Raw genomic sequence first — 23,177 nt, 5'->3', positions numbered from 1 at the left:
ACAGCAGAACCAACCTTTCGGTATTGTTCTGCTGTTCAGAAATTCCTTTATTCAGCTGTTCCTTCCGGACTTGCAGTTGGAGAAGGTTCAGCACTTGCGTTAACACCCAGTGTATCCTTTGGAGCGGGATCTACAATCAATGTAAATCTTCCCGCCTTGATCATACTTTTCTCTACGATGGTCGCTCCCGGTTCTAAGGTAACCTCCACCTGATAGGATGGCTGTACCCCTTCTGTGACAGCTGTCGCGGATGGATCAACTGTGTTATTCTCCGCATCAGATGAAGGCGTTGGAGAAGGTGTGGCATCGGCTCCTGAGTTAGTAGCGTCCGCACCTTCAGCCGTTTCAGAATTAGCGCCTGTGGCATCCGCTGACGGAACTGGACAAGTTCCATGGCTAGCAGCGACTTTAAAGCTCTTATCCACCACATTGGATGAAGTCATCAGACTAATCTCCGGCGGATTAAATTGCACACAATCATCAGCTTTGGCAAACGTGAACACCAATATGCTGCTCCCCTTATCTCCTTCGACGCTCTGATCCTTCAAGTATACTGAAGCCGGAGGTAGCTCATTGCCTGCACTCTGAACGGGTGTCGGCTCAGGGCTTGTCCCCGGCAGAGCCGTCTTTGGATCATCCGGACGCAGCATACTGAATACGATAATTGCGATAATCACCAGAATGCCCGTGATGAAACCGGAGATCAGGAGTCGAAATCGACTGCGGCTGATCCAGCGCGCCAGCGGGGAAGCGAGCTGGGAGCGAGCTTCATTGTACACATTTTGAAGAGCAGGCCGTGCTGTAGCAACATAGCTTTTACGGAACTCACGATTCTTGAAGGCTTCGCGGTCACTGCTCTGGAAATACTTCAGAATCGCCCGGCGGTAACCCGGATAAAGCTTTTTATTCGATATCGTAAATAAAGAATTTCCTTGAGACCATGCAAAAAATCGATAGATAACATCCTTATCGGTACCGGCTTTATGCTTTATTAATTCCAAGAGTGCGTCATAATCCAGTGGACCACCCTCGCGCTGACTGGTGTAGTAGAAAGCTAGAGGCAGACGTTCAAAAGGCTCTAACACTCGGGCTTCCTTCAGTAAACGGCGACCGAGCAGTTGTACATCGTCCAGCTCCTTTGGAGATAAGCCTGCAAAAATCTCTTCATTCGGCTTCTCTTCACCAAACCAGCGATAAGCAGCGCGGAGTGCATTTTCTTTCTGCTTGCTAATTCTATCTAGTGGCGGCTGCCAATCCACGACATTGCCATAACGTAAGAAAACAACCTCCAGTAAGTCCTCCTGCGTCATTTCAGTAAGGGATAGCCGGTTCAGCAAGAATCTGTCTGCAGATGCTGCCAGATCCTGCATGAGCGAGAGTACTTTAGGAGATACGCCTGTCCCTCTACGTCGATCTTTCTCCGCTTTATCTACAGTGCCATGAATTTCCGCCACCGCAGCAACCGGATCAGTCTCCAGTTGTAGCTTTTCTAGCAAATAATCCCTTACTGCATCCTGAGCAAAAGGTTGCTCTAACGCAGCCGGTAGAAAACGGCCCCAATGGAGTACAAAATTCAGAATGTCCACAGATTTAGATGCAGCAACTAGTCTTGATTCCATATAAGGTTCTAATAACTGCTTGCGGAAATACGCTTCAGACATTACCCGTTGAAAAAAAGCAGCACTTAGCTCATCATTACTCTCAATGATACCGTAAGCTGCATTGAGAACATCTTTGCGTCCCGCTTCCACGCTATGAAGCATACCATTAATGAAATAATCAACAATTCTGACTTTGTAATTATGATCCTTCAGCACAAAATAATCCTTAAAGCACTCCATAATTGCAGGATCCGGGACATTCCTTTGCCGGACTAAATCAAATTCTCTGTCGAACCGCTCCAAGAAAATATCATTCAGTCGGATTCTGGAATGAATCGCCCCCTCCGCTTTAAGATAAGAGAGCAATCCACTCAGCACCGCGCTCTTGTTCTCTGTATATAAGTGCTCATTCCCCTGCTCAATCTCATAAAATACGGCTAACTCATTATAGAGAGCGAGCGATAGTTTATGCTCAGGACTTTCTCCGCGAAGGATCTGATCGGCAAAACTTACGAAATCGTCGAGATCCCCTGGATTCAGAAGTAAAAGCTTCCAAACCAGATCAGCATACGGCTGACGGGACTCGCCAAAATCTACATTCCCCATCCGACCCGAAACCAAATCGAATGTGAAGTCCTTCTCGATGCTGCGATCACCGGGACGGAGCGAGCCTTTTTCCACAAAGCTAAGATGAATATATTTACGGCTTTGCGGTTCATTCGCATACGTAATCACGCCTAATCTACGGCGGAATTCATACGGCAGCACGCTATATAAAATCTCTGTAAGCTCCACCGCACGTGCGGACAGCTCCGTGATAGGTACATTTAGAGCGATATAGATTTTTTTCTTACCTGCCACAGAGAGCATCACCGCTTGCAGCAATGCCTTAAATATCCCTTCATCAATCCCTAGCAAGCGTAATCCCGCTATAGGATCAGGTCGGCGATCCGTACGTATAACTGGAATAGCAGACAGCTCCGGCAAGGTTCCGCCCAGCTCTCCTTCATAACTTTTTGCGAAATCAGCATGCAGAAAGTCGCCGTAGCTCTGAATAATCTCCTCTGAACGTGAGGCTGGAACTACAAAGTTATGTGCAAAAAAGGCGCTCCGCTGGCCCGTAAAATCCGTCGCTTGATAACGACTCGTCCCAAGAACCGTGTCGCCATTCTCTGCATGGAACAGGTGCAGCGCACTAGGATATAGAGACTCATCCTTCTCCCCACGCGCGGCCAGCTCTGCTGGAGCATCGTAGAGACAGAAGGGATGCAGTGTTTTTTTGATAAAATTATTGTCCAGACTGTCCGATTTCGCTACTGTATCAAAACCTTCAGTGGAACGAAATAATCCGCGGCGTTCGCGGGTATACATTTGTTGGGCGATCTTAGACCCTGAGAAAACATTCACGGGCCGTCGCTCCCCTCAATATACTTCAGCTTATGCAGCAGCCAAATAAACGGCTCGTCTACGCGAATCGGGCTTACTACACCCTCAATCTTTTGATTCACAGGATTACTGCCCAACGCAGATACCGCAAAATAGCCCGTATTCGAGAAGTACACATCCATCGTATCTTTAAAAGGTCTGTCCACCTTACCAATAAATCTGCGGATTTCTCCGTCGATGTTATGGAATTCATCCATATTCAATGTTTTGCGATGGACATAGTTATTGAACACATTACTGTTGGACTTGATGTAATCGCCATCCTCATCCTTCAGCGAATGCAGCATATCACTTTTCGCAAGAACGACTGCTGTTGGAATGTCAGTTTTGCTCTTTTCCTGATAAGCGATAAAATCACCGAACATCGTCAGCACAACATCACGCGGCTCGTCATATTGCGAGACCCATTCGCCCGGGCGATCACCGATGTTAATATGAATCTTCTCACGGATCGAACGGATTTGCAGCGGATCGACCATAAACAGAATACCGGCAGAGTTCTTAATATGTTGACCGTGTAGTCCGAGATAATCCTGATCCACCATGCCCTCACCTGCTACATCAAAGAACACAAGTGTCAGCGGCGGCTTTTCTTCATCCTTAAAAACAAATTGAAAGATAAACGGCTCCTGCATTTTCTCCTTCTGTGTGGAAGCTAGCAGATCCCCGCGTTCAAACAGCGGTTCTTCATAGAGCGTACGGAACTTACGGCTAATCTCCGCGTTGAGCGGCATACAAGCGGCATCGAAATGACCTGCTGTCGTATGCTGCAAGGTATGAATCAGCGCGGTCATATATACCGACTTCCCGACTTGGGAAGCTCCGATAATCGAGATAATGTTACTTGGAACCTTACCTGCAGTCACAGGCAGCTCGTTATGGCAAGATGGACATAGCCGTCTGCGTGTAAGCACTCCATAACGATCCGTAAGCCCTGTTAACACATGATCGGTATAATGATGGTATTCTTCCGGAATATCCGCCGGATTAATGATTGCTTCTATGTCATCCACCGTATCGAGCCCAAAGCGCTCACGGTATTTATTCAAGGCATCATCCTCGCCCAGCGCGTAATTCTCATCGTCCTCTCGGCTATGCATAGCCCGAAAGACTACATCCTCCGGAGAGAACTTAGTGAAGCAATACGGACACACAATATCATAAAAAAGCGGCCTTGGCTCCGGCTGATTCTTTTTCATAAAACGGCTAAAAAAAGACATCTACTCATCCTCCCAAAAGTTGTATCTGCGTATCTTGCTATGGACAGGCATTGTCCAACACTCGTTTGTACGCATAGACTGATCTTACTCCGGCACCAGCTCGTAATAAAGCCCATACTTAGGACCGTCGGTGAAAAAGATGCGTACAAAATCATCCTTACCGATCTCAATCGGCGGGAGTACATTGCGTCCAGGGGCGAAATCCTGTACAAAGGGAAAGAGAATACCATCCTCTTTCCCTGCCGGATGTCCTCCCCGTTTCTTAACATAACAGAGGACATCTCGAGCCACTGGAACTTCTGCCGTAATCGCCATATGTACGGTCTTTTGTTTTCCGAATAATCCTCTTTTTTGTTGAACGGAATAATAGATTCTGGCTTTGCCTGCACTGACCACCACACGGTTCGCACCGTCACTTTGCCTCACCAGCAGTGTCTCTCCGTTCTCAGCAAGGCGAGCGTATATGGTATAGGAGACTAGGCCGATCTCATCCAAACGATCACGGTATCCATTGTTAGATTTGTATTCCTCACGAGTGTAGAGCTTCATTCCGACCGGAGGAATATCCCCGGTGCCAATAGAAGCCTCTTCTGCGGAGGTCTTATGGATGTACACCGCCTGCACGCCGTCCGGCCAGCGCCATCTCAGCGTACAGAACCGTTCATCCACTTGAGATGTCACATCCGTTATTACCAGAGCGGAAGCATTATCCTCGGCGTACCTCATTACTGTAAACCCCTTTCAACTACTAGAATCCTTTGCTATTCCGATTTCTCCGTCGATCAGGAAAGCTTTCTGACGGTGGATTAGGAGCTGCATTATTTCTTCTATTACGGTAAATACGTCCTTCACCTACTGGAATGACGCCTGTAAATAATGAGATGATTGCAGCCAATATAAGAACAGCAAGGAGGCGAATTAGGCCGTCAGTGAAATTGTGCCCGCTAAGTCCAAATTCCAGAATAAGCCCTGCGAACAACCCTGAGATAACGCCGCCAATTCCGAAGCTTTTTGCTAAATGACGGTTATCAAACATAATACCAAGACCGAGTCCAAGTGCAGCACCGATTAGCATCAGCGACAAAATACGAACTGCAGCATAGTATGGACTATCTGCCGTAGCATCACTACGCACCGTAAGCAATGTCCGATCTCCCAAACGATCATAGATTTGCTGGAATACATCACCCAAAAGAGCCGTATCTGTCACATCATAATAGTGACCGCCCGTTATTTTCGCAATATCCTGCAGCAACTGGGTACCGGCAGGATCCTGCATCCCCAGACCAATGGTATTTACGGCAATGCCACGATCTATATAGGTCTGTAATTCTCGTGAGGTGTCGAAATTACTGACTCCGTCCGACAGCAAGATGACCATAGCGCCTTGATTTTTTCTGCCGTCACTGTCTATCTCCTTAAGTGCTTCCGAGATCGCACCACTAATGTTCGTGCCACCCTCAGTTGGTTTCAAGTTATCAATGGCAGTCAACACCTTCTCACGATTCTGCGAATCCGAGAGTGGTGTTAACGGCTGGACGACTACAGCTTCGTGGTTAAATGTCACCACCGCTACCTGATTGTCTTTGTCCATTCTCGCGATTAACGCCTTAGCGGCTGAATAACGGCTGTTATCAGGATCACTCTGCGCCATACTGCCAGAGTCATCGATAGCCATTACAACATTTTTAACCGGTTTAGCACCGCCAAAATTCAGTTCATAAACGAATTCTGTTAATGCTCCAACTCCAAGTGCAAGGACAATCATCAGAGGCAGGAGCTTCCAGGATAAACCTAGGTAGCGCTGCTTCCACGAGGCTCCGTTCAGCCGTGGCGAGATCATTTCTGCAAGCAGACAACCGATGCCGATACCGAGTGCTACTATGGCAAAATAAATGCCAACGAGCAAGATGGAAGGCAGATCGTTGTACCAGCTTAGCAGCCACTCGCCAAAAAGAAAGGCGACCCCGCCGCCGATCAGACTGAAGAAGAGCAGGAGCAGATTGATTTTTCTCTGCATCGTTATACTTCCTTTCCGGGAGAAACCTGAATTGTACTCTTATGGCCTTAACATTGTTCGGGGGTTATGTAGCCCGATTAACGGGCTGCCCGGATGTGTAATCATCCCCCAGATTGCACTTTGTGCAATAGAATGGAATAAAAGAAACATCTATTTCTATTCTATTGCATAATGTGCATTGGAAATAAGGAGAAATGTCCCTATTCCAGAAATCTACTTAAATCTATTGTATCAAATACAACAGAACTCTAATTAAAGGTTATCTCCGATGAATCTATTGCACAAAATGCAATAAAGAGACTCAAAGTGAGGGTACCCATCTATTACGCCATCAGCGCATCTCGGGAAGCTGCTCTTCACTCACCCCATGAAGCTGATAGCCATTCTGAGCATAGGTTTCATAATAAACCTTACCATTACGGTAATAGAGCAGGTCTTCTAAATGGAAACCACCCATCAGATTTAGCTTCTCCACTCCGCTCCTGCGCTGTTCATGCACAAAGCCTAAGCGATAAATGCGGGTCGTCTCATCCACACCAAATGCATAGCGCAGGAATTCAGATGCGCTGTCTCCGAAGAAATATTTTTCCTCATGACGATGCTCTTGCGTGTATTCGAACAGACGAACATTGATCGTCGCGCTATCCTCCAGATTATGGTACAGACGCTTGAACAACTCTTCCTTGGATAGAACCTGACGGTTCTCATAAGCAGCCGCAACATTTGCACGCCGCAGCAATTCTTCTTCGAAAGAAAGAGCAAACGGATCAGCCGTTAATATTTCCCGCTGACAAATGCCAATCAAACGCTCCGCTACTGCTTCTTTGCCTTGCTCTAAAAGCTTAGAAATGCTACCCATGTACTTGTCACTAAAGAATATTCCTGGCCCACGCCGGGTCTCGATCTCTTTCATTACTTCTTCTGTGACAACTCGATAGTATTCCATCACGTTCTGGCCAGTGGTTTCGTTCGTTCGCCCAATGCTGTCCATCACAGTAATACGTAACTCTTCTTCCAGCGTCTCCATAGCTTTCACACGGGCCACACATTCCACGTGAAGCTGCTCAAGCGCAGATTCCAAACGACTGCACAGCGCAAGCTCACTTTCCATACATAATAGCTCATATTTTTTGCCATATACCGCAGAGAATAAGTAATGAATGAAGTTGCGTACCGTTCGTTTGTCAAAAAGCGGCACACGCTGGAACGGTTGGCGCTCCACACTTTCCGCATAAAGATCCTCAAGCTCATCCTGCGCGGAGACAAGTGCTGAACGCAATCCTGTCATATGCTGACGCAAAGCATGCAGCACACTGCCACCCTCATCACGATCAGCTGTCCAGTCCGCAAGCTGATAGAATGTTACTGCTGGCGTAGCTGTTTCCTGTGCCGTCAATAGGGTGCGCCATCCACGAAGAGGATGAATACCTTCTACTCTCCGGTTAGACTCTGCGACAAAATTATTACGGAAATAAGCTTCGCCCCCATCACCGAACAGCTGCTGTTCAGCTTCACGAAGTGACAACTGCTTCAGCTCATTGTAGGACGGACGTCCATGGCTCATTAGCCCCGTCATTTCACTGAGGCCGTCTTTCTCCGGGACTAGCTGCGCCCTATGCTCCCGCAAACTATCAGGATCCAGCCCTAATAGAGATTGACGCTCGCGCATAGTCCATGGACTACCCTCACGCATATCCGCTGCAAGACGCCGGAAGGCGTGATACAGCACGGCCAAGGCAATTTGGACATTAGGTCTTCTCACGCCAGAAAAGCCTGCGGAGGCGTAGCCTTGTCTTCCTGTGCTACCTCTAATACCGCTTTTGAAGGTCATATTGTTATAACCACCGTGTCCTGTAGCTTGATCAGAAGTCGGGCGGACACGATTCTTAAGTAGGCTAATATGGGAGATGATCTCATAGTTATCATCCATGCCGTGAGCCGACATCATGCCGCGCTCATTCTTATCGGAGAGCAGATACACAAGGTCAAATAAAGCGGAAGGACCATGACTCACTGGAATCGACAGACCATCCTCGGTTACAAGCAGCGGTGCATTAAACGTATAGTCCGTAGCTTGCATTCTGTCCAATTCACGCAGAAAAGCCAGCCCTACTGAGCTGGAATATCCAAAATTATCCCCTTGCTCCCGCTCATTGATTAAAGCGTAGAGATCCGTCTGTACCGACTTGAAGGACTGGCTGAGTATTGCTCGAGCCAGCAGTGTAATTTCTGGCAACAATACATTAAGCGGGTCATCGACCCGCGTAATGATAGAGAGATGGATCACGTCAAAAGATGAATATAGGCGTCCATAATCCGCTATACTGTTGCTCAGCCGCCGAATAACTTTATTCATTTCAGCAAGATAAAGTGTATCCTCATGAAACTTGCGGTAAAGTTCATGACGCACAGTGCGTGGATCTGACCCTGCCATATCCGGCAAGGCCATGGCCAGCACCCGGTCTTTTCCTCCTGCATCAGAGCCCTTCTTACTTCTGTCTGTGTCCTCACTCTTCGTGCCTGACACAGCATGTAATGCCATAACACCGCCGGCGTTATCCCATTTTCGTTCGCAGCTATCCAGCACCGGACCGATGGCCGGAGCAACCTTGTCGCCTACGAACAGAAACAGGGCAGGGTAATGGATGCTGCTGCGTCCATCCCCTTTACTGCGCTGTGCCTCTTCCTGTACCGCATATTGTTCACCATAAGATAATGCCAGTGTTTTGATCATAGGCCTATTTCAACTTTCTGCGGATGCTGCCGAGTTTGCTAGTCATACTCTTGTAGAAACTATACATCTCATCGCCGCTCTCATACTCTACCCGTTCATACTCCAAGCTGTCACGTGCTTCAAGGAAGGATACATACAGCCCTTCCAGCTTATAGAGCAATGGGGTTACGTCTTCAGCGGCAGTCATTTCACTCGCACGACGAGCTGCCTTACGCAGCAGAACGCTGCGGCTCTTCTCATCCAGCTCCCGGAAATGACGGTACACGGCATATTCCACGTAGCTACGTTCTTTCATCAAGTTGGCAAACGGCTCCCAAGCGTCCTCTTCTTCATCACGATCATAAACGTAGAGTGCGCCTTTCTTGATAATGCTGTCCGTATACAACGCCTCGATGAATTGGTCCATCCACTTGTCTTCGTCCAGATATTGATGGAGCAGCCCTTCAAGCTCCGTTGCTTTTGCAGTCAGTTCAGCATATTTGGCTAGCTCAACACGAACACGAGAAATCAGCTGCGGTGAACGAATTAGATTCTCCTGTGCCATATCTTTGTTAATGCTGCCAAAAATATCTTTAATGCCTTCGCGTTCCAAGCCCTTCTCGCGCAGATTCTTAAGTTCATCAGCCGCCTTCTTCACTTCTCCGAGATTCGGACGTGAAGAATTTAACTGCATATCAAATCCACTCAATAGAGCATCCATATCAAATGGTTTCGTGAACACAACAGAGTATCTGTTGCTTGTGTTCTCGTCTACACCTTTTTCGATGATCACTCCGCTTGCCAACGCCTTTGCAAAGTCTGCACGTACACGTGCGTTATAATCACGTACACGAGAATTGACGTAGGTGTCACCCCATGATTTTTCCGGAATCGGAGAAGGCAGATACGTCCAGTTGTTCTTATCCGTCATCACCAGATGGCGGCCGATCCCTTCCTTATCTAGAATGGTCCGCTCATAGTTCTCTTCAAACACCCGCAGCGGCGTGTATACGAAGAGCGGCACACCGTTGCGGGTGTTAAGCCAGAAAATACGGTTTTTCACTTGGCTTTCTTTGATTGTAAATTGTGATTTGCCAAGCGCATTATTCTGATAATTACGAATCCCTTTCAGGATGCCAGGTGCTTTAACAGGTACGGAAACGAAGCCCCATGATGGGAAATGCAAGCTGCCCGAGCTGTTGCTAAGGTGGAAGGTAGGCACAGCCTCTTCGTCCAATTTACCGGCAATAATCCGCTCTACGAACTTATCCAACGGCTCTTCATGGCCGAATTTCATCACAAGGAAATCTTCCATCGAACGGGTGATCAGATCCCCGAACTTATCACTAAGGAACTCTGAAATCGAGCGAACGATATCAATCTCCTGTTCCTTAACCCAACGTCCGGAATGCTTCAGCATTTCACGGGTGAAGTCGCGAATCAAGTCGTCGCCGTCCTTCTGATCCATGATTTTGGAGATCGTCGCCGAAATATCCGGCACGTTAACAATGTTCCAATAATAAGTTTTGTTTCCTTTATAATCCGCTTGCTCCTCGCCATTGATAAGGATGTCCCCATTCTTGGCAAAAATCGAGCTAAGCGCACTAAGAATCTCCGTAAACACACCATAAATCCGGCTGTTTTCATCGTTTAAGAGCTCGTATAAGTCCTCATAAAATTGAATCATTTGCTCAGTACGTTCTACATCGGCATGCAACCAATACTCATTGATTTTAGCGTCAATATAGGCATTTTTCTTCTTCTCTTTGGATACAAAAGCACTGCGTGCATCGCTCAGCTTCTCATCCGCACTGTCCTGTGCCGTCTCAATATCGCGTGGCAGACGCAGCAAGCTTTCACGTAAAGCCTCAATATAAGACTGAATCAGCTTCAAAATACAGAAGCCCTTCTCGGTGTACAGCAGGCGGGAAACGTAGAATGGCCCTTGCTCTGGGTGCAGGAAGATGCGCTCCAGCTCTTCACTGAAACGTCCAACAATTTCGCCAGGCAGCTGCTTTTTCGATTTAATATATTCCTCACGGGCACGAGCCAGGAAGTTCTGCTCCAGCTCTGTATCCATACTTACCACTTGATTCTTGACTACATTGGCATGACTCAGACGTTCGCTGTTCTCGTAACCTGGCAATGGCTCAGGCACACGGGATTCAAAGGTTTTAATCATACTGTCGAGATCAATCCCAAGCTTACGTGCGAATTTCTCTACATCCTCTTGACCAGGCGCCTGCTGGAACATTTTTTCCATTTTATCAAACAAGCGGAAAGCCAGATAAGTCGTCATTTCCTCAATCGGAAGCACGGCAGACGAGGCACCGATAATGTTGTACTCATAGTTAGCTGGATAAGTCTTATTCATCTGCGCAATATTGGTGCGGATATTACTGATATAGTCATGGATGGCGAATTCTTCACCAGACTGTTTCTCTTCACTTGCCATAAAGTTCGTGATGTTCTCAGCCGTTACGTTCATACAATAATCATACGCATTCTCTAACAGCTTACCTTCGGTATTCGTTGCAGAGATCAAATGGCATAAATTAAACGGAGGCAGTGGAGAGTTTACCGTCAAAATATTCCCGTATTGCTGCTGGAATCGCTCCCCACGACTATCTACATTCATCCAGTAATCCAGCTCTTTTAGCGCCGCATAACCGTTCTTGCGAATATATTCACGCGTATGCTCACTTAGACTTTTATTAGACAGGTTCACGTCCGGTGTAAAGAGATAACCCAGTGTGTTCACACGGTCAATACCGGCTGATCCATAATCACGTTCAATAATACCGCGTACGATATAGGCAATATCAAGGAACGCTCCACTACCTGTACCCCCTGACAGACCTGTCAAAAGGAAGACCATCAGCTTTTTGTTCGTGCCTACAGATAAGGTCTTGATCTTCTTATCAATCGCTCCTACAACCTGATTAATCTTGGTGAACAAGAGCAGACGTCCAGCCTGCCGCACACCAGCGGCACCGTTCATACCATCTGTGATACTCAGCTCGGGTGACAGCCAATCCGTGATGTACGAATCAAGGATACTGCGGTTCTGCAGCAATCCGCCGATTTCAGCGTTCGCCAGCAATACAAATTCATTCTGTGGATCGAGTCCGATCCCTTTGTATTTCTTTCCGCGATCCTGTTCATTCGTTTCAAAAGCTAGAAACTCTACATTATCCGGCTTGTCCCGCTTCTTCTTGGATATCGGATCTTCCGGCAGCTTAAAGCGGCGGTTAATCTGATATTTAAGACGCAGCAGGGCATCAATGCCCGTGCCGCCTAGTCCAATGATCAGGATCGGATTATCAATCGTATCCACCCTGATCTTATCGCTGACAATCCCGCCGCCTAGTGATACATCCAATTGCTGTATATGCTCTCTTACTACTGGTTTCATATGCTTTATCCTCCTAAAAGTTTTGCGGAAGCTGTACTTCAGATTTCTTGCAAAACCACTTCTATACTAAATATTCGAGATAAATCGTCTTATCTACCGTGTGCAGGGACACTGAAACGCGGTCACCACTCTTCAGCTCAAGACCACGCGAGGCATCCGCAGCACGTCCGGATCTCTCTACAGTAATACCTTCTCCACTGCGTAACAGCAATCGGTCATTCTTAGCTGGTGTGAAAATAATACTCTCGCTTTCCTTCAGCTCAGGCGCTAATTGCAGCAGCTGATGAAGGGTGAACTTGCCTCTGAATCCAGCAAGTTTCTTATATTGTGGGTAGGTCTTCTCACCCGTATTGCCGTCTTTAACCTCAATTACCAGCTGTCCAACAAAACCACGTGCCGATTTCTTATTCAGCACATACCATGCCGCAGCGGCTGCCAACACCAGAAGAATACCACCAATAATGTAATACAAGTTATTGGACGATGCTTCTTTCAGAGGTTCTTCTTTGCCCGTTCCTGTCGAAGGACTGGTAGTTGCAGCGCCACCTGCCTTTGCGCTGATTTTTACAGGAGCACTTTCACGATAGAAACTGCTTTCCTCTGCACGAACCTTCAGCTCATAGTCATGGCTTTCTTTTACCTCGAAGGTGCCCTTAAAAACATCCCCGGAGTTATCCAGTTCGATTTCCTGTACATCACCTGTATCGATATCTGTAGCAAGCAGTACCGCCTTCATATCTTGATACAAATTACTGAGCGTTACCTGAGTACCATTGCTGAACAGGTGAGAGGTAATATCAATTTTATCACCTTTTTTATAGGTTGCTGATGGCAACGCATCGATCTTAAGCTCCAAATCGTAGTTAAAAACTAGATTAATATCAATTTTATCCTTTGGCACACCTTTGACCTGAAGCTTCCAATCTCCTTCTTGCGGTGACAACAGCTTGATCAAGCTATAAGTAGAAGACTTCGACAGCACAACATCCTTGGACGGGATGGCGACAGCATTTCCTGAAGGATCAGTTAGCTTCGCGGTCACAGGCTGTGACGACATAATTGAGATATTGGCTTCCAAAACACTGCCGTTAGGCACGTTAACGGTCACATCCTGATAATCCCCATTTGCAGTGATCGACTGCACAGGTACTACCTTTAGCTTCAGATGACTAGCAAAAATTTCACTAAGTATTTGCGGAAGATCATCTGCGGAGTCCGTCGAAAATGCTTTACCACCTGTCTCAGTGGACAGATCAGCGAGTTTCTGTTTATTCAGCTTGCCGTCTGCGTTAAGACCAATCGTATAAATGGGATAGCCATTCTTTTTAGCGACTTCCACGGCTGCATTCAATTCTTTATCCGATTCGCTTTGCGTCCGGCCTGTTGATTTGTTGAAATCGTTATTGCCGTCAGCTAGCATTACGATGATTGGCTCATGTTTCGGATCGCTACCATTCTGGAGCACCTTCACAGCTTCTTCCACACCGACAGCAATGTCGGTATAAGCTCCACGGTCCAGTCCATCAATAAAATCCTTCAAATCCTGTTTATCTGTCTCTGAGTTAATTTCCAGCAGGGCCTTCTCCCGCTGCACTTTGTCGGTATAGGCAACAATACCTACTTTATCACCTTGAGTGGATAGCATATCTATGAACATTTTCATCGCTTCGTTCGCGACCTTGTTCTTGTCACTAGTCTTCATGGAGTTACTGACATCGATAAGAAGCACCGCATCAATGTGAGATTGCGCCGACGTTGCCGCATAGGCCTTAACAGCTGCAAAAGGCGAGGCAGCTAGACAAAGAGCCAGGAGCAATGCCGGAAAGATACGTAGAAAGAGAGTCTTGGTTGTTCTAATACTTTGATATTTACGAAGCATAAATAGGGCTCCTCTTGTGTTATATTAGGCACATATGACAGCTTCAGCACTGTCGCTAAAATCTGTAAATAGTATGCCATTATGATATAATTAAACCTTGTAAACTTCAACTTTAGGACCGCCGGACCAAAGTAGCAATGATGCATAGAGTGATCATTCTATGAGACATCCGGTCTGCAAGGCGTCCATGAGAAAGGACTGTTCCATGATTTCATACGTCATTCTTGGGATTACGTTCCTAATTGCCGTAATTCAGATTTCCATTTATGCCGCACATCAGCGCAAACCACTGACACGTGATGATATTAACGATCGACTGCTAGCCGCTTTGAACGGAGGCGATAAAGGCCGTGAATAAGAAAAGACCCGTTACCTTCCGGCCTTTCAAGGCCCCGCGTTACGCTTATGACAAGCTTCGTATTTGTCGCCACTGCGGACAATACACCGCTCTCGGTGAAGATCGATGCACCAAATGCGGTAAAGACTCACTAATTACGGTAGAAAATCAAGCTGCATCTATTGCAGGAAGAAAAATGCATACGCGCCTCCTATTCATCTTACTGCTTACACTAGCCTCCGTCTATTTTGGGAATAGCATAGAGCAGATGATGTTATGTGGTGCCGGAGGGATTCTCCTCGCTGGACTATTGTACTATACGCAGCGAAAAGCACGGCAGAACGAGAATCTTCGTTCTCTTAACGAGCTGCTTGGACGAGGGATTGGCATCATCAAAGAGGGACTGGAGATCAACCGTCAGGAGGCTGTCTCCGTACTCCGTGAGGATGATGTGCTTGCCTACGAGAAGCTGCGCGAACTCTCCATCCTGCTTCGTGGTGACCGGATCGCACGGCAGCGTATCGCCTTGCTGCATGGATTTCTGCTTCGCAAGGATATGGATTTAGAACTGGAGCAGCTTCTTCTTAAGGATTTCGAGCCGCTGCTAGCCGAATATATCGGCGAGATCGCTAAGGTCCGTCCTGATCTGATCAAAGATCGTACACTACGATACGTAAAGAACTATGAAGTAGAAATTCGTCATATGAATAATGGTATGACCATCCTTACGGGAGTTGCCGGAGCTTCAGTAAGAATGAAGCGTTATGCCCTGCTCTATTCCAGTATGATCGGCCGATACGTGCAAGATCTACCTAAAGACCGCTTTATGCGGTTATCCAAACTCATTGCTGCGAATCCCCATGAACCGTGGAACGGCTTGGACCAAAGAGTAGCTGACATTCGCGAAGCCAAATACCGCTGGGACCCCGAAGTTCAATAGACATTCTTATATTTCAAGAAGAACCGGCATAATTGTTTCTCGGTGAAATATAAGAATAAAGAATGATGTGAAACTATGCTTTCTTATATTTTGAAAAAGAGGCTACTCTATATGACGTTCAAACAATTAATAACCCTGCGAAACTTTATGATCATTTTGTGTATAAGTATGTTTGTGATGCTTGGACAGAAGGTTTTTCTCATCACCGACAAAATACAAATAACCAAGGAAGCCGACCGTCTCTATGCTGCTGGCGATCTGATAAGTGCAGAGAATCAGTATCGCCTAGCGGCGGCAAACCATTCCATTCTTTATATGGAAGAAAAGGTTGCGAAGCGACTTGATGAGCTGTCACCAATCACGGCCATCCGCCAAGGTTTGAATGCCTTGGTATCTTCCGCTAAAGCACAAGCTGCGACTAAAGATTTCACCGGATTTATGAAAAGTTATGATACTCTCCTCAGCTTAAAAGCTACATATATGAAGCCCGGTGGTCCTTATGAATCCTATTATCGCCAGTTATCGACCGATTCAGGCATTTCTGACCAGTTCACAACCTACTTCCGAGAATTTAAGGAGCAGTTTCTTACCGAACTTGCTCAGAGCCAAGATGGAAACAAGAGTGAAGAAGACACTTTTAAATGGAATCTGTTGCAGATTCCCGATGCTTATTACGGAAGCGCTGCATCCAAGGAGGAGTTGCTAGCCTCCAAGTTCAAAAGTCATGATACAGCTAAACTAAAAGCCTTAGCAGGCACAGGAAACTTTACAGGCATGCTGGAGAGCACCCTCTCCATGATGAATGCTTACAGCCAGCATAGTTACGAAGCGCCATGGGTACTTGGGCAGGCAGAAAGTAGCGGAAAGATCATCCTGAACAAAGATCTAGAGAGCGATAACATCACCGCCTTTGCTGGGCATGCTGTTGCTTATCGTAATTTTGCAGGATCGGCAGGGATTACTTCATCCAAAGTACTAACCTTAGTAGATACTAGTAAAGCTAAACTACTTAAAAATGCCAAGCGCATGACCAGTAAAGGTCAATATGCTGAAGCTATTCAGCTATACAGTGATCTTGCTCCGTTAGAGGATACTTCTTCAATCATTGCCGCTACAAGTTTGGCTTGGAATATTGCCGAGCCTGTGCGCCTTCTCCCGGGCGGTGAAGAGCAAGGCAGATATGGGAACGTCATCTCCAGCAAGGGACTACACGATAAGAAGGTCATTGTGGCTGGAACGGATAGCAATGGTGTCCTCTATTATGCAGCAATGAATAGCGACGAAAGTGTCATAACTTTAACTGGAAATATTTTACCAAAATTCGAGAGTCTGCGCAGTCTAACTTTTAATGACCAGCTTGCTGCCTCTTCAGGTTCTGGTGCCCCCGTGGTTCTGGCTGAATCTGAGGTCGAAGGTGGACGTACCCTTTTTACAGCATATGAAATGAAATCGGATGGTATTTCGCAGTTGTTTTCAGTGTCTGGAGATAGCTATGAACTGCAGTCCGATGATTCCTTACTCGTATCTAACGCGGATCTCGGAGACGGTGTCGTTGGACAGACGGCACGTTATCGTAAAGTAGATGGCAGCTATCAATTTGCTGAGATTGTTCAGGAGTATGCGGTAATTTCAGCTTCCGATGTAGCGCTTCATCCTTTTGAAAAGGTATCTTTTCACTGTGAAATCGTCGCAGATAACTTCGGTAATATGCTGGCTTATTCGAATGGGGTTTATATTTTGCTTCAAGGAGACTTGGGTTCCGTTACAGGTAACGCGTTAGTTAGTGGTCAATATCAGAACGGTTATCAGCTTGTTGGAACGGACATGGGAGAGCAATATGTGCCTGTGTTTGTGGTGGAATCCGTGGGTAGTATGAGTTTTGGACAGTAGAATATATGAGATAACTGCTTAGTCGAATTGAGAGATCGCTCATCGTGATGAATGAGAAACTTTATATATACATGAACCTAGGATCACCATGTCCGCTTAGTTTTTTTGTCCAAGGGGTGTCGGTAGCCCGTCTATACTTGTGGTGTTCTTCTCTTGTCTATATTCTTTCAGACCTGCTTCGCCCTTTTGGATAGACCAACGTTGTAACGTATCTCGCTCACCATCATAACTCATGAATGGGACCGAAAATCCGCAGGAAGTCTGTACCTTATGAACATCAATTAAAATGATCTGTCTAGCTCCAGGCAGAGGTGTAAAAATAGGGTACAGTGCTTCCCATTCAAATGAACCAGGCAGGATTACTGTCCCTGTTCCATACAGTCTCAGAATATTCGGCGGTCCTTCAAACGCACAAAACATAACCGTCACTCTTCCATTTTCCAGCAGATGTGCGCTCGTCTCATTACCACTACCGGTCATATCGAGATAAGCCACTTGATTAGGAGACAAAATCCGCAAGCAATCATGACCCTTAGGTGAAAGATTAACATGCCCCTCTTCAGATAGCGGCGCTGACCCTACGAAAAAAAGATGCTGCCGAAGAATAAACTCCTGATGTGCAGGTAATATAGCCGCGAATTGTTTTCCCATTTGGTGTTCTCCGTTTCGTTTTGATTTGTGTGTGATTTGTTTGTTGGGTCTGTCATGCTCCATCGAACATATTAACTAAACCAGCTACTTCGTCTACACTTCCTTAGTTCAACTCCATCAAAATTCATCCATTTAACCAACTCAAACAGCTACTTCGTCTACTTCACTCCATAAAAGCTCATCAACTTCACTTGCTCCATCTACTTCCAAACGGTTTGGAGCATCATTAGGGTAAATGTAGGGTATTTCTACCCCTCTTTCTTGCTTTTTGGGCTCTTTAGGGTAAATGTAGGGCATTTCTGCCCTTGAAGATTGCAACTTCGGCTAGACGCAGCTAATGTGGGAGATTTTTACCGTTCTGTTGCACCACTTCAGCCTAACACAGCGAATGGTACGAAATTTTTACCGTTTACTGGTTAACGACACATCCGCATTTAAATATGAAGCGTATTTACTCATTCCTTCTATTGATATATATTCGTTTTAATCGTTGAGTAACCCTTCACCCTCACCCGAGGGATTCAGCTCATCCGCGAAAAAAGGAACTGCCTCTCGGCAGCCCCCAAATCCCCACGAAACATTTCTTTTAGCTAAAATATCTTTCACCCGATCTACTCAATCGCAATATAAATCTCAACCTGCGTGTTAGCAGGATCAAAATTCCGTGAATCGTAAATTTCAAAATCGCCCGTATAAGTTCTTATCTCTGTAGAGCCTTTAAAATACGTCCAAATCTCCCCCCATGCTTGCGAGACTACTTCAAATACCGGACCTTTTTTCGTCGTAAAAACCATATACTTGCTCTCCGGAACAGCCGCACTAACGATGCCACTATCCGCTAAATATCTCTCCCCAGCCACTTCATGCCCAATCACAACGGTATAAGCTCCTGACGCATCACTCTCATAATCTGTATACAAGGCATAGATATACTCAGGCTTAACCGTATCCATCTGCCCCGCAATATTACTTTGGAAATACGTTTCCCACAGCCGCGATAAGCCCCCATCGGGACCCATTTCTACTTCATTTGTCGTACGTATGCTAACCCCAGCCAATGTCATTTTCGGTTTTTGTGCAAAATAAGTATTCATTATTCTCCCTCATTTCCTGTAATTGAGTTCAGTATACACAAGGGAAGTGGACATCTGTCTGTCCAGTTAGAGCGGAATTATCGATTTGGGTTATAAAAGCATCAATGGGGTAATTAATAGTATGGAACTACACTCGAAGGGAATGACTCCAGCATGTCAAAAATTAAATTAGCCGTCATCTACTACAGTGCCACAGGAACTAACTACCAGCTAGCACAATGGGCCGCGGAAAGCGCCGAGAAAGCGGGAGCTGAGGTAAAACTGCTGAAGGTGCAGGAGCTGGTTCCCGAGGATAAAATCGCGGCCAATCCGGCCATGAAGGCCCTGGCGGAGAAGACAAAAGATATCCCCGTTGCAACACCTGATGATATTGTGGAGGCCGATGCGATTATTTTCAGTTCTCCAACCCGTTACGGTAACATTGCTTCTCAAATGAAGCAGTTCATTGATACAACCGGAGGGATTTGGGGCAAAGGACTCACCGTAAACAAAGTCGTCAGCGCCATGAGCTCAGCACAGAATCCACATGGCGGACAGGAAGCAACGATCTTGGCGCTCTACACATCGATGTATCACTGGGGAGCGATTGTCGCAGCACCAGGTTACACAGATCCCGTCACATTTGGAGCGGGAGGCAACCCGTACGGAACAAGCGTCAGTGTAGATGGAGACGGTAAAATGATCGAAGAGCAGGATCGGATCCGTGATGCTGTTTTTCATCAAGCGAAGCGCACCGTTGAAGTGGCCGGCTGGGTCCAAGCAGGCAAAAGTAAAAACGCCAATAGTCAGAACTAGACGCCCACCTTCGATCGATATAGCAAACACCCCTCGGAGCTACCTTAGTAGCACATAAACCGAGGGGTATTACTATTTTTAAAATTTACTCTCCAGGATACTTAAGACCCCACTGCGCACGTATTTGATCCAGCAGTTTCAGAATCGCTAACGATTCATCCAGTGACATAACTGGGCTTTCTGTTAGCCCTGCTTGTAGACAACGTCCTACTTCCTCTGCTTCAAAACAATATCCAATAGAAGCTCGATCATCCACAAAGCTCTCTACCTTCTCATCCCCTATATAAAGCGAAGCAGATTTCGGGTTCACTAATGTCCCTTCAACAATTATACGGCCCTCTGTTCCAAACACATGCGCTTCCTCCAGCGTATTAAGACGAATACCACCGTTCAACGAAGCGGTTTTTCCATTGCCATAATTCAGCAGCATGGAGAAATGCTCGTCCACTCCAGTCTCACCAATATGCACCGTACTGGAGATAGATTCAGGATGAGGTCCAAACACCATCGAGGCAAAAGAAACCGGATAAATCCCAACATCCAGCAGCGCACCTCCGCCCAGCTTCGGATTCAGCAATCTGCTTTCCGGATTCCAGTCGGTGCGAAATCCTAAGTCTGCCTTCACCAAGCGAACTTCACCGATTCTACCCTCGGCGATCCATTCTCTAACCTTCACAATCGCCGGGATGTAACGACTCCACATGGCCTCCATCAGGAACAGCTTATGATCTCTAGCGTAGGCCACCACTTCTTCCAATTCTCCGCTATTCACGGTAAAAGGCTTCTCACATAGGACAGCTTTGCCTGCACGTAGCGCCAATAATGCATTTTCTTTGTGAAAAGGATGTGGCGTTCCAATATATACCGCGTCTATATTCGGGTCATTTACCAATTCCTCATAAGTAGCATAAGCATGTGGTACTCCATGATCCCTCGCGAATTTATCTGCACTTTCCTGTGAACGCGAACCCACGGCATATGCCACGCCATTTCTGGCGTGAGCTAAATCAGTAACAAACTGATGGGCAATCCAGCCTGTACTGAGAATTCCCCATCTTACCTTGTAAGCGTTATCCATTTTCATATGCATGTTCCTCCTAATCCTTCTGCTAAGTCTCTTTTAATTCTATCAGACCATTCTAATAAATGTATAGGAACTGATGCCAGCAAACACCACCGTCACCACCAAAATAGCAATATTCCAGATCCTGCTCAAAGCCGCTGAATGCTCGTTAGAACTCTGAATAAACGCTTTTTGCAAAAGGAACTGCAGGAGTTTCATAATTATTAATCCCAAACATCCAAGCCCGCTTTGCAAAATAACCTCCAGACTAGACTTACTTACAAATCTATCAGCCATGTTCCCATCGTAATGGATCGGGACCCTATCAGGCATTTTGGAATATAGGAATAAATAAATAGCTACAGGAATTAAGGCTACCACACCGCTTAAGATCATCATCAGTTTGGTTTTGGACAACATTAATAACCTCCTTATACGGAACAATAATCTCTAGTTATTCTCCTTCCACTTCAATTAAAAATATCCGTTCCTTAAATCCACCACGACTTTCAGCTTTCTCCGCACGAAGCTCCTCCAGCTCTGCGCTATTACTTCCATGGGTCTCCGCCAGCGCTTGAATTACTTCCAGCATGTCGGCAAGCTCCTCTAGAGCTTCTTCATTACTCACTGCCCGAAAATACTCCTCCGACTCTTCTTTCAATTTTTTACGTAGTTCAGTTATGTATTCTTTGGACTCTAATATTCTTGTTTTAAAGTCTTTACCTTGAGAAGCTATCAGGTTAGGGATTCCATCACGCACTAGCTTTTCATATACGGGCACTTAAGTTCTTCCTTTCTACTTGATGTTCGGACTGCCTTCACACTTGATCTGACCCCACCATTAGCCGTACTACAAAAGGAATATCTGCAGGGGCAAAAGTGAACTGACCGAGTGCAGTTGGAAACACCCACCTATATTCATCGTGATCGACAAGTTCAATTACACCTCCCAGATATCGGGCTTTCCAAGCAAACAATCTGATCTCGACACTTCCATAGTTGTGCTCGTTCACGCCAAAGCTTTCATAGGGAAGGATTGTTATCCCCATCTCCTCCTGAAGCTCTCTTTGCAGACAATCTGCGATGCTTTCATCCTGCTCTATTTTGCCGCCAGGAAATTCCCACAGACCTGCCTGAGATTTACCTTGCCTGCGCCGAGCAATAAGAATCTGTCCTTCTTCATTATTTATAATCGCTGCCGCCACCTGGATCACAAGGAACACCTCCTTTATTGCTTTTTATTTGACAGATACTTCTATTAAAACATACATTTCATTCCAAACCAAAGAGACTCTCCCAAAAGCTATTAGGCCCGGGAAAGTCTCTTCCGTACAGTTTCTCTATAAATTTACAGCAACATCTTCCTTAAGGAAAGACTGCTGCTATTTCTTCAGCACAAGCTCTAATCGAACCTCAAGATTGTTCTCCGTATCCAGCACAACCGTGTGTGGATTGCTTAAGCCAAAATCAGAAAAAGCCACTGTTGTTGTACCCGACAGCATCAGCTGTCCACCACTGTACGCTGCTTGAGACTGGAAGGTAACATCCTTTTCTACACCCTTCACTGTAAGCGTTCCTTGCATTTCAACCGGCACAGTGGCTCCTTCGGTCCATTCCGTTGGCAGCTCCGAGAATGATTTAACGACAAACGTAGATTGTGGAAATTCCGTAACGGCTAGAAAGTCTTCCCCTTTTACATGCTCATCTCTTTGACCATTACCAGAGTCCAGATCGCTCATATCTACTGACCCTTCTCCAACCATCGAAGTAGAATCTTCTATATTAACTTTCCAGGTACCTTGAACTTTGTTATCCACGAAGTTTACTGTTTCTTTAGAGGTGGTTACTGACCAATATACTTTAGAAGCATCCGTAACCGTCCAATCACCGTTTAATTGGTCGGCTGTGACCGCCATACCTACTGGTGCTCCAGTGTTAGTCGTGCTTTCTCCATTACCGGCTGTTGTGGCTTGCCCTGGAATCACGGACTCGATCTGTACATTATTGCCCAGCGATTTATCCAGCAATGTATAACCTGTGACTACTCCTACGATAATGACTCCGGCAGCGATCAAGGCTATTCTTTTTCTCTTCATCCTGTTCCCTCCAATAT

Annotated in this window: 19 protein-coding genes; 4 read left to right on the top strand and 15 right to left on the bottom strand. The window is 46.2% G+C overall.

Translation table 11 applies throughout. The features are described 5' to 3' along the window. Positions 1-47: 47 nt before the first annotated feature. The 7 genes from MKY99_RS04565 to MKY99_RS04535 all read right to left on the bottom strand — a co-directional run bounded on the left by MKY99_RS04565 (position 48) and on the right by MKY99_RS04535 (position 14,294). Positions 48-3,008 (bottom strand): glycosyltransferase, encoded by a 2,961-nt coding sequence (locus MKY99_RS04565; RefSeq protein WP_339268944.1) that lies wholly within the window; start codon positions 3,006-3,008, stop codon positions 48-50. Continuing rightward, positions 3,005-4,267, bottom strand: a complete 1,263-nt coding sequence (locus tag MKY99_RS04560; protein WP_042124368.1) for a hypothetical protein — start codon at positions 4,265-4,267, stop codon at positions 3,005-3,007. The genes MKY99_RS04565 and MKY99_RS04560 overlap by 4 nt, the downstream gene beginning before the upstream one ends. Before the next feature lie 84 nt (positions 4,268-4,351). Next, positions 4,352-4,993, bottom strand: a complete 642-nt coding sequence (locus MKY99_RS04555; RefSeq protein ID WP_042185104.1) for a hypothetical protein — start codon at positions 4,991-4,993, stop codon at positions 4,352-4,354. Positions 4,994-5,015: 22 nt separating this feature from the next. Further along, positions 5,016-6,287 (bottom strand): vWA domain-containing protein, encoded by a 1,272-nt coding sequence (locus MKY99_RS04550; RefSeq protein WP_339268942.1) that lies wholly within the window; start codon positions 6,285-6,287, stop codon positions 5,016-5,018. A 331-nt stretch (positions 6,288-6,618) separates the two neighbouring features. Then, positions 6,619-9,021, bottom strand: a complete 2,403-nt coding sequence (locus tag MKY99_RS04545; RefSeq protein ID WP_339268940.1) for a transcription initiation factor TFIID — start codon at positions 9,019-9,021, stop codon at positions 6,619-6,621. Between the two features lie 4 nt (positions 9,022-9,025). Next, positions 9,026-12,415 (bottom strand): tubulin-like doman-containing protein, encoded by a 3,390-nt coding sequence (locus MKY99_RS04540; RefSeq protein WP_149646437.1) that lies wholly within the window; start codon positions 12,413-12,415, stop codon positions 9,026-9,028. Positions 12,416-12,476: 61 nt separating this feature from the next. Further along, entirely contained in the window at positions 12,477-14,294 is a 1,818-nt protein-coding gene (locus tag MKY99_RS04535) for a vWA domain-containing protein (protein ID WP_339268938.1), read from the bottom strand. A gap of 205 nt (positions 14,295-14,499) precedes the next feature. Between MKY99_RS04535 and MKY99_RS04530 the strand changes: the two genes are divergently transcribed. The 3 genes from MKY99_RS04530 (at position 14,500) to MKY99_RS04520 (ending at position 17,461) form a co-directional block, all read left to right on the top strand. Further along, complete coding sequence (locus tag MKY99_RS04530) at positions 14,500-14,652, top strand: hypothetical protein (protein ID WP_155986556.1); 153 nt, start codon at positions 14,500-14,502, stop codon at positions 14,650-14,652. Further along, on the top strand, positions 14,645-15,571 hold the full coding sequence (locus MKY99_RS04525) for a hypothetical protein (RefSeq protein WP_339268936.1): 927 nt from the start codon (positions 14,645-14,647) through the stop codon (positions 15,569-15,571). Before MKY99_RS04530 ends, MKY99_RS04525 begins: the two co-directional genes overlap by 8 nt. Positions 15,572-15,682: 111 nt before the next feature. Further along, positions 15,683-17,461 carry a hypothetical protein gene (locus MKY99_RS04520; protein ID WP_339268934.1) on the top strand — a complete coding sequence of 593 codons (1,779 nt, stop codon included), beginning with the start codon at positions 15,683-15,685 and terminating at the stop codon, positions 17,459-17,461. Positions 17,462-17,557: 96 nt separating this feature from the next. Here the strand turns inward: MKY99_RS04520 and MKY99_RS04515 are convergent, their stop codons facing one another. The 3 genes from MKY99_RS04515 to MKY99_RS04505 all read right to left on the bottom strand — a co-directional run bounded on the left by MKY99_RS04515 (position 17,558) and on the right by MKY99_RS04505 (position 19,206). Next, positions 17,558-18,112, bottom strand: coding sequence for a pyridoxamine 5'-phosphate oxidase family protein (locus MKY99_RS04515; protein WP_339268932.1), 555 nt, complete (start codon positions 18,110-18,112; stop codon positions 17,558-17,560). 141 nt (positions 18,113-18,253) lie between these two features. Further along, positions 18,254-18,430 carry a hypothetical protein gene (locus tag MKY99_RS04510; RefSeq protein WP_339268929.1) on the bottom strand — a complete coding sequence of 59 codons (177 nt, stop codon included), beginning with the start codon at positions 18,428-18,430 and terminating at the stop codon, positions 18,254-18,256. Positions 18,431-18,723: 293 nt separating this feature from the next. Beyond that, positions 18,724-19,206, bottom strand: a complete 483-nt coding sequence (locus tag MKY99_RS04505) for a GyrI-like domain-containing protein (RefSeq protein WP_339268927.1) — start codon at positions 19,204-19,206, stop codon at positions 18,724-18,726. Positions 19,207-19,359: 153 nt separating this feature from the next. Between MKY99_RS04505 and wrbA the strand changes: the two genes are divergently transcribed. Next, positions 19,360-20,001: an NAD(P)H:quinone oxidoreductase type IV gene (gene wrbA / locus MKY99_RS04500; RefSeq protein WP_076299112.1), complete on the top strand. Its 642-nt coding sequence runs from the start codon at positions 19,360-19,362 to the stop codon at positions 19,999-20,001. Between the two features lie 85 nt (positions 20,002-20,086). Here wrbA and MKY99_RS04495 read toward each other — a convergent pair whose 3' ends face one another. From MKY99_RS04495 to MKY99_RS04475, 5 genes are all read right to left on the bottom strand, one after another. After that, positions 20,087-21,079, bottom strand: a complete 993-nt coding sequence (locus tag MKY99_RS04495) for a Gfo/Idh/MocA family oxidoreductase (protein ID WP_339271500.1) — start codon at positions 21,077-21,079, stop codon at positions 20,087-20,089. A gap of 51 nt (positions 21,080-21,130) precedes the next feature. After that, positions 21,131-21,484, bottom strand: a complete 354-nt coding sequence (locus tag MKY99_RS04490; RefSeq protein WP_339268925.1) for a DUF1648 domain-containing protein — start codon at positions 21,482-21,484, stop codon at positions 21,131-21,133. 34 nt (positions 21,485-21,518) lie between these two features. Next, on the bottom strand, positions 21,519-21,845 hold the full coding sequence (locus MKY99_RS04485) for a nucleoside triphosphate pyrophosphohydrolase (RefSeq protein WP_076299111.1): 327 nt from the start codon (positions 21,843-21,845) through the stop codon (positions 21,519-21,521). A 37-nt stretch (positions 21,846-21,882) separates the two neighbouring features. After that, positions 21,883-22,278, bottom strand: a complete 396-nt coding sequence (gene mutT, locus MKY99_RS04480) for an 8-oxo-dGTP diphosphatase MutT (protein ID WP_339268923.1) — start codon at positions 22,276-22,278, stop codon at positions 21,883-21,885. A 168-nt stretch (positions 22,279-22,446) separates the two neighbouring features. Then, positions 22,447-23,160 (bottom strand): YceI family protein, encoded by a 714-nt coding sequence (locus MKY99_RS04475; protein WP_339268921.1) that lies wholly within the window; start codon positions 23,158-23,160, stop codon positions 22,447-22,449. Between the last annotated feature and the right edge of the window lie 17 nt (positions 23,161-23,177).

It is taken from the genome of Paenibacillus sp. FSL R5-0470 (assembly GCF_037975205.1).
In the GTDB taxonomy this organism is placed as follows: Bacteria; Bacillota; Bacilli; order Paenibacillales; family Paenibacillaceae; genus Paenibacillus_AQ.
The sequence above is the reverse complement of the archived record's forward strand: the minus strand, read 5'-3'. Positions and strand labels throughout refer to the sequence as shown.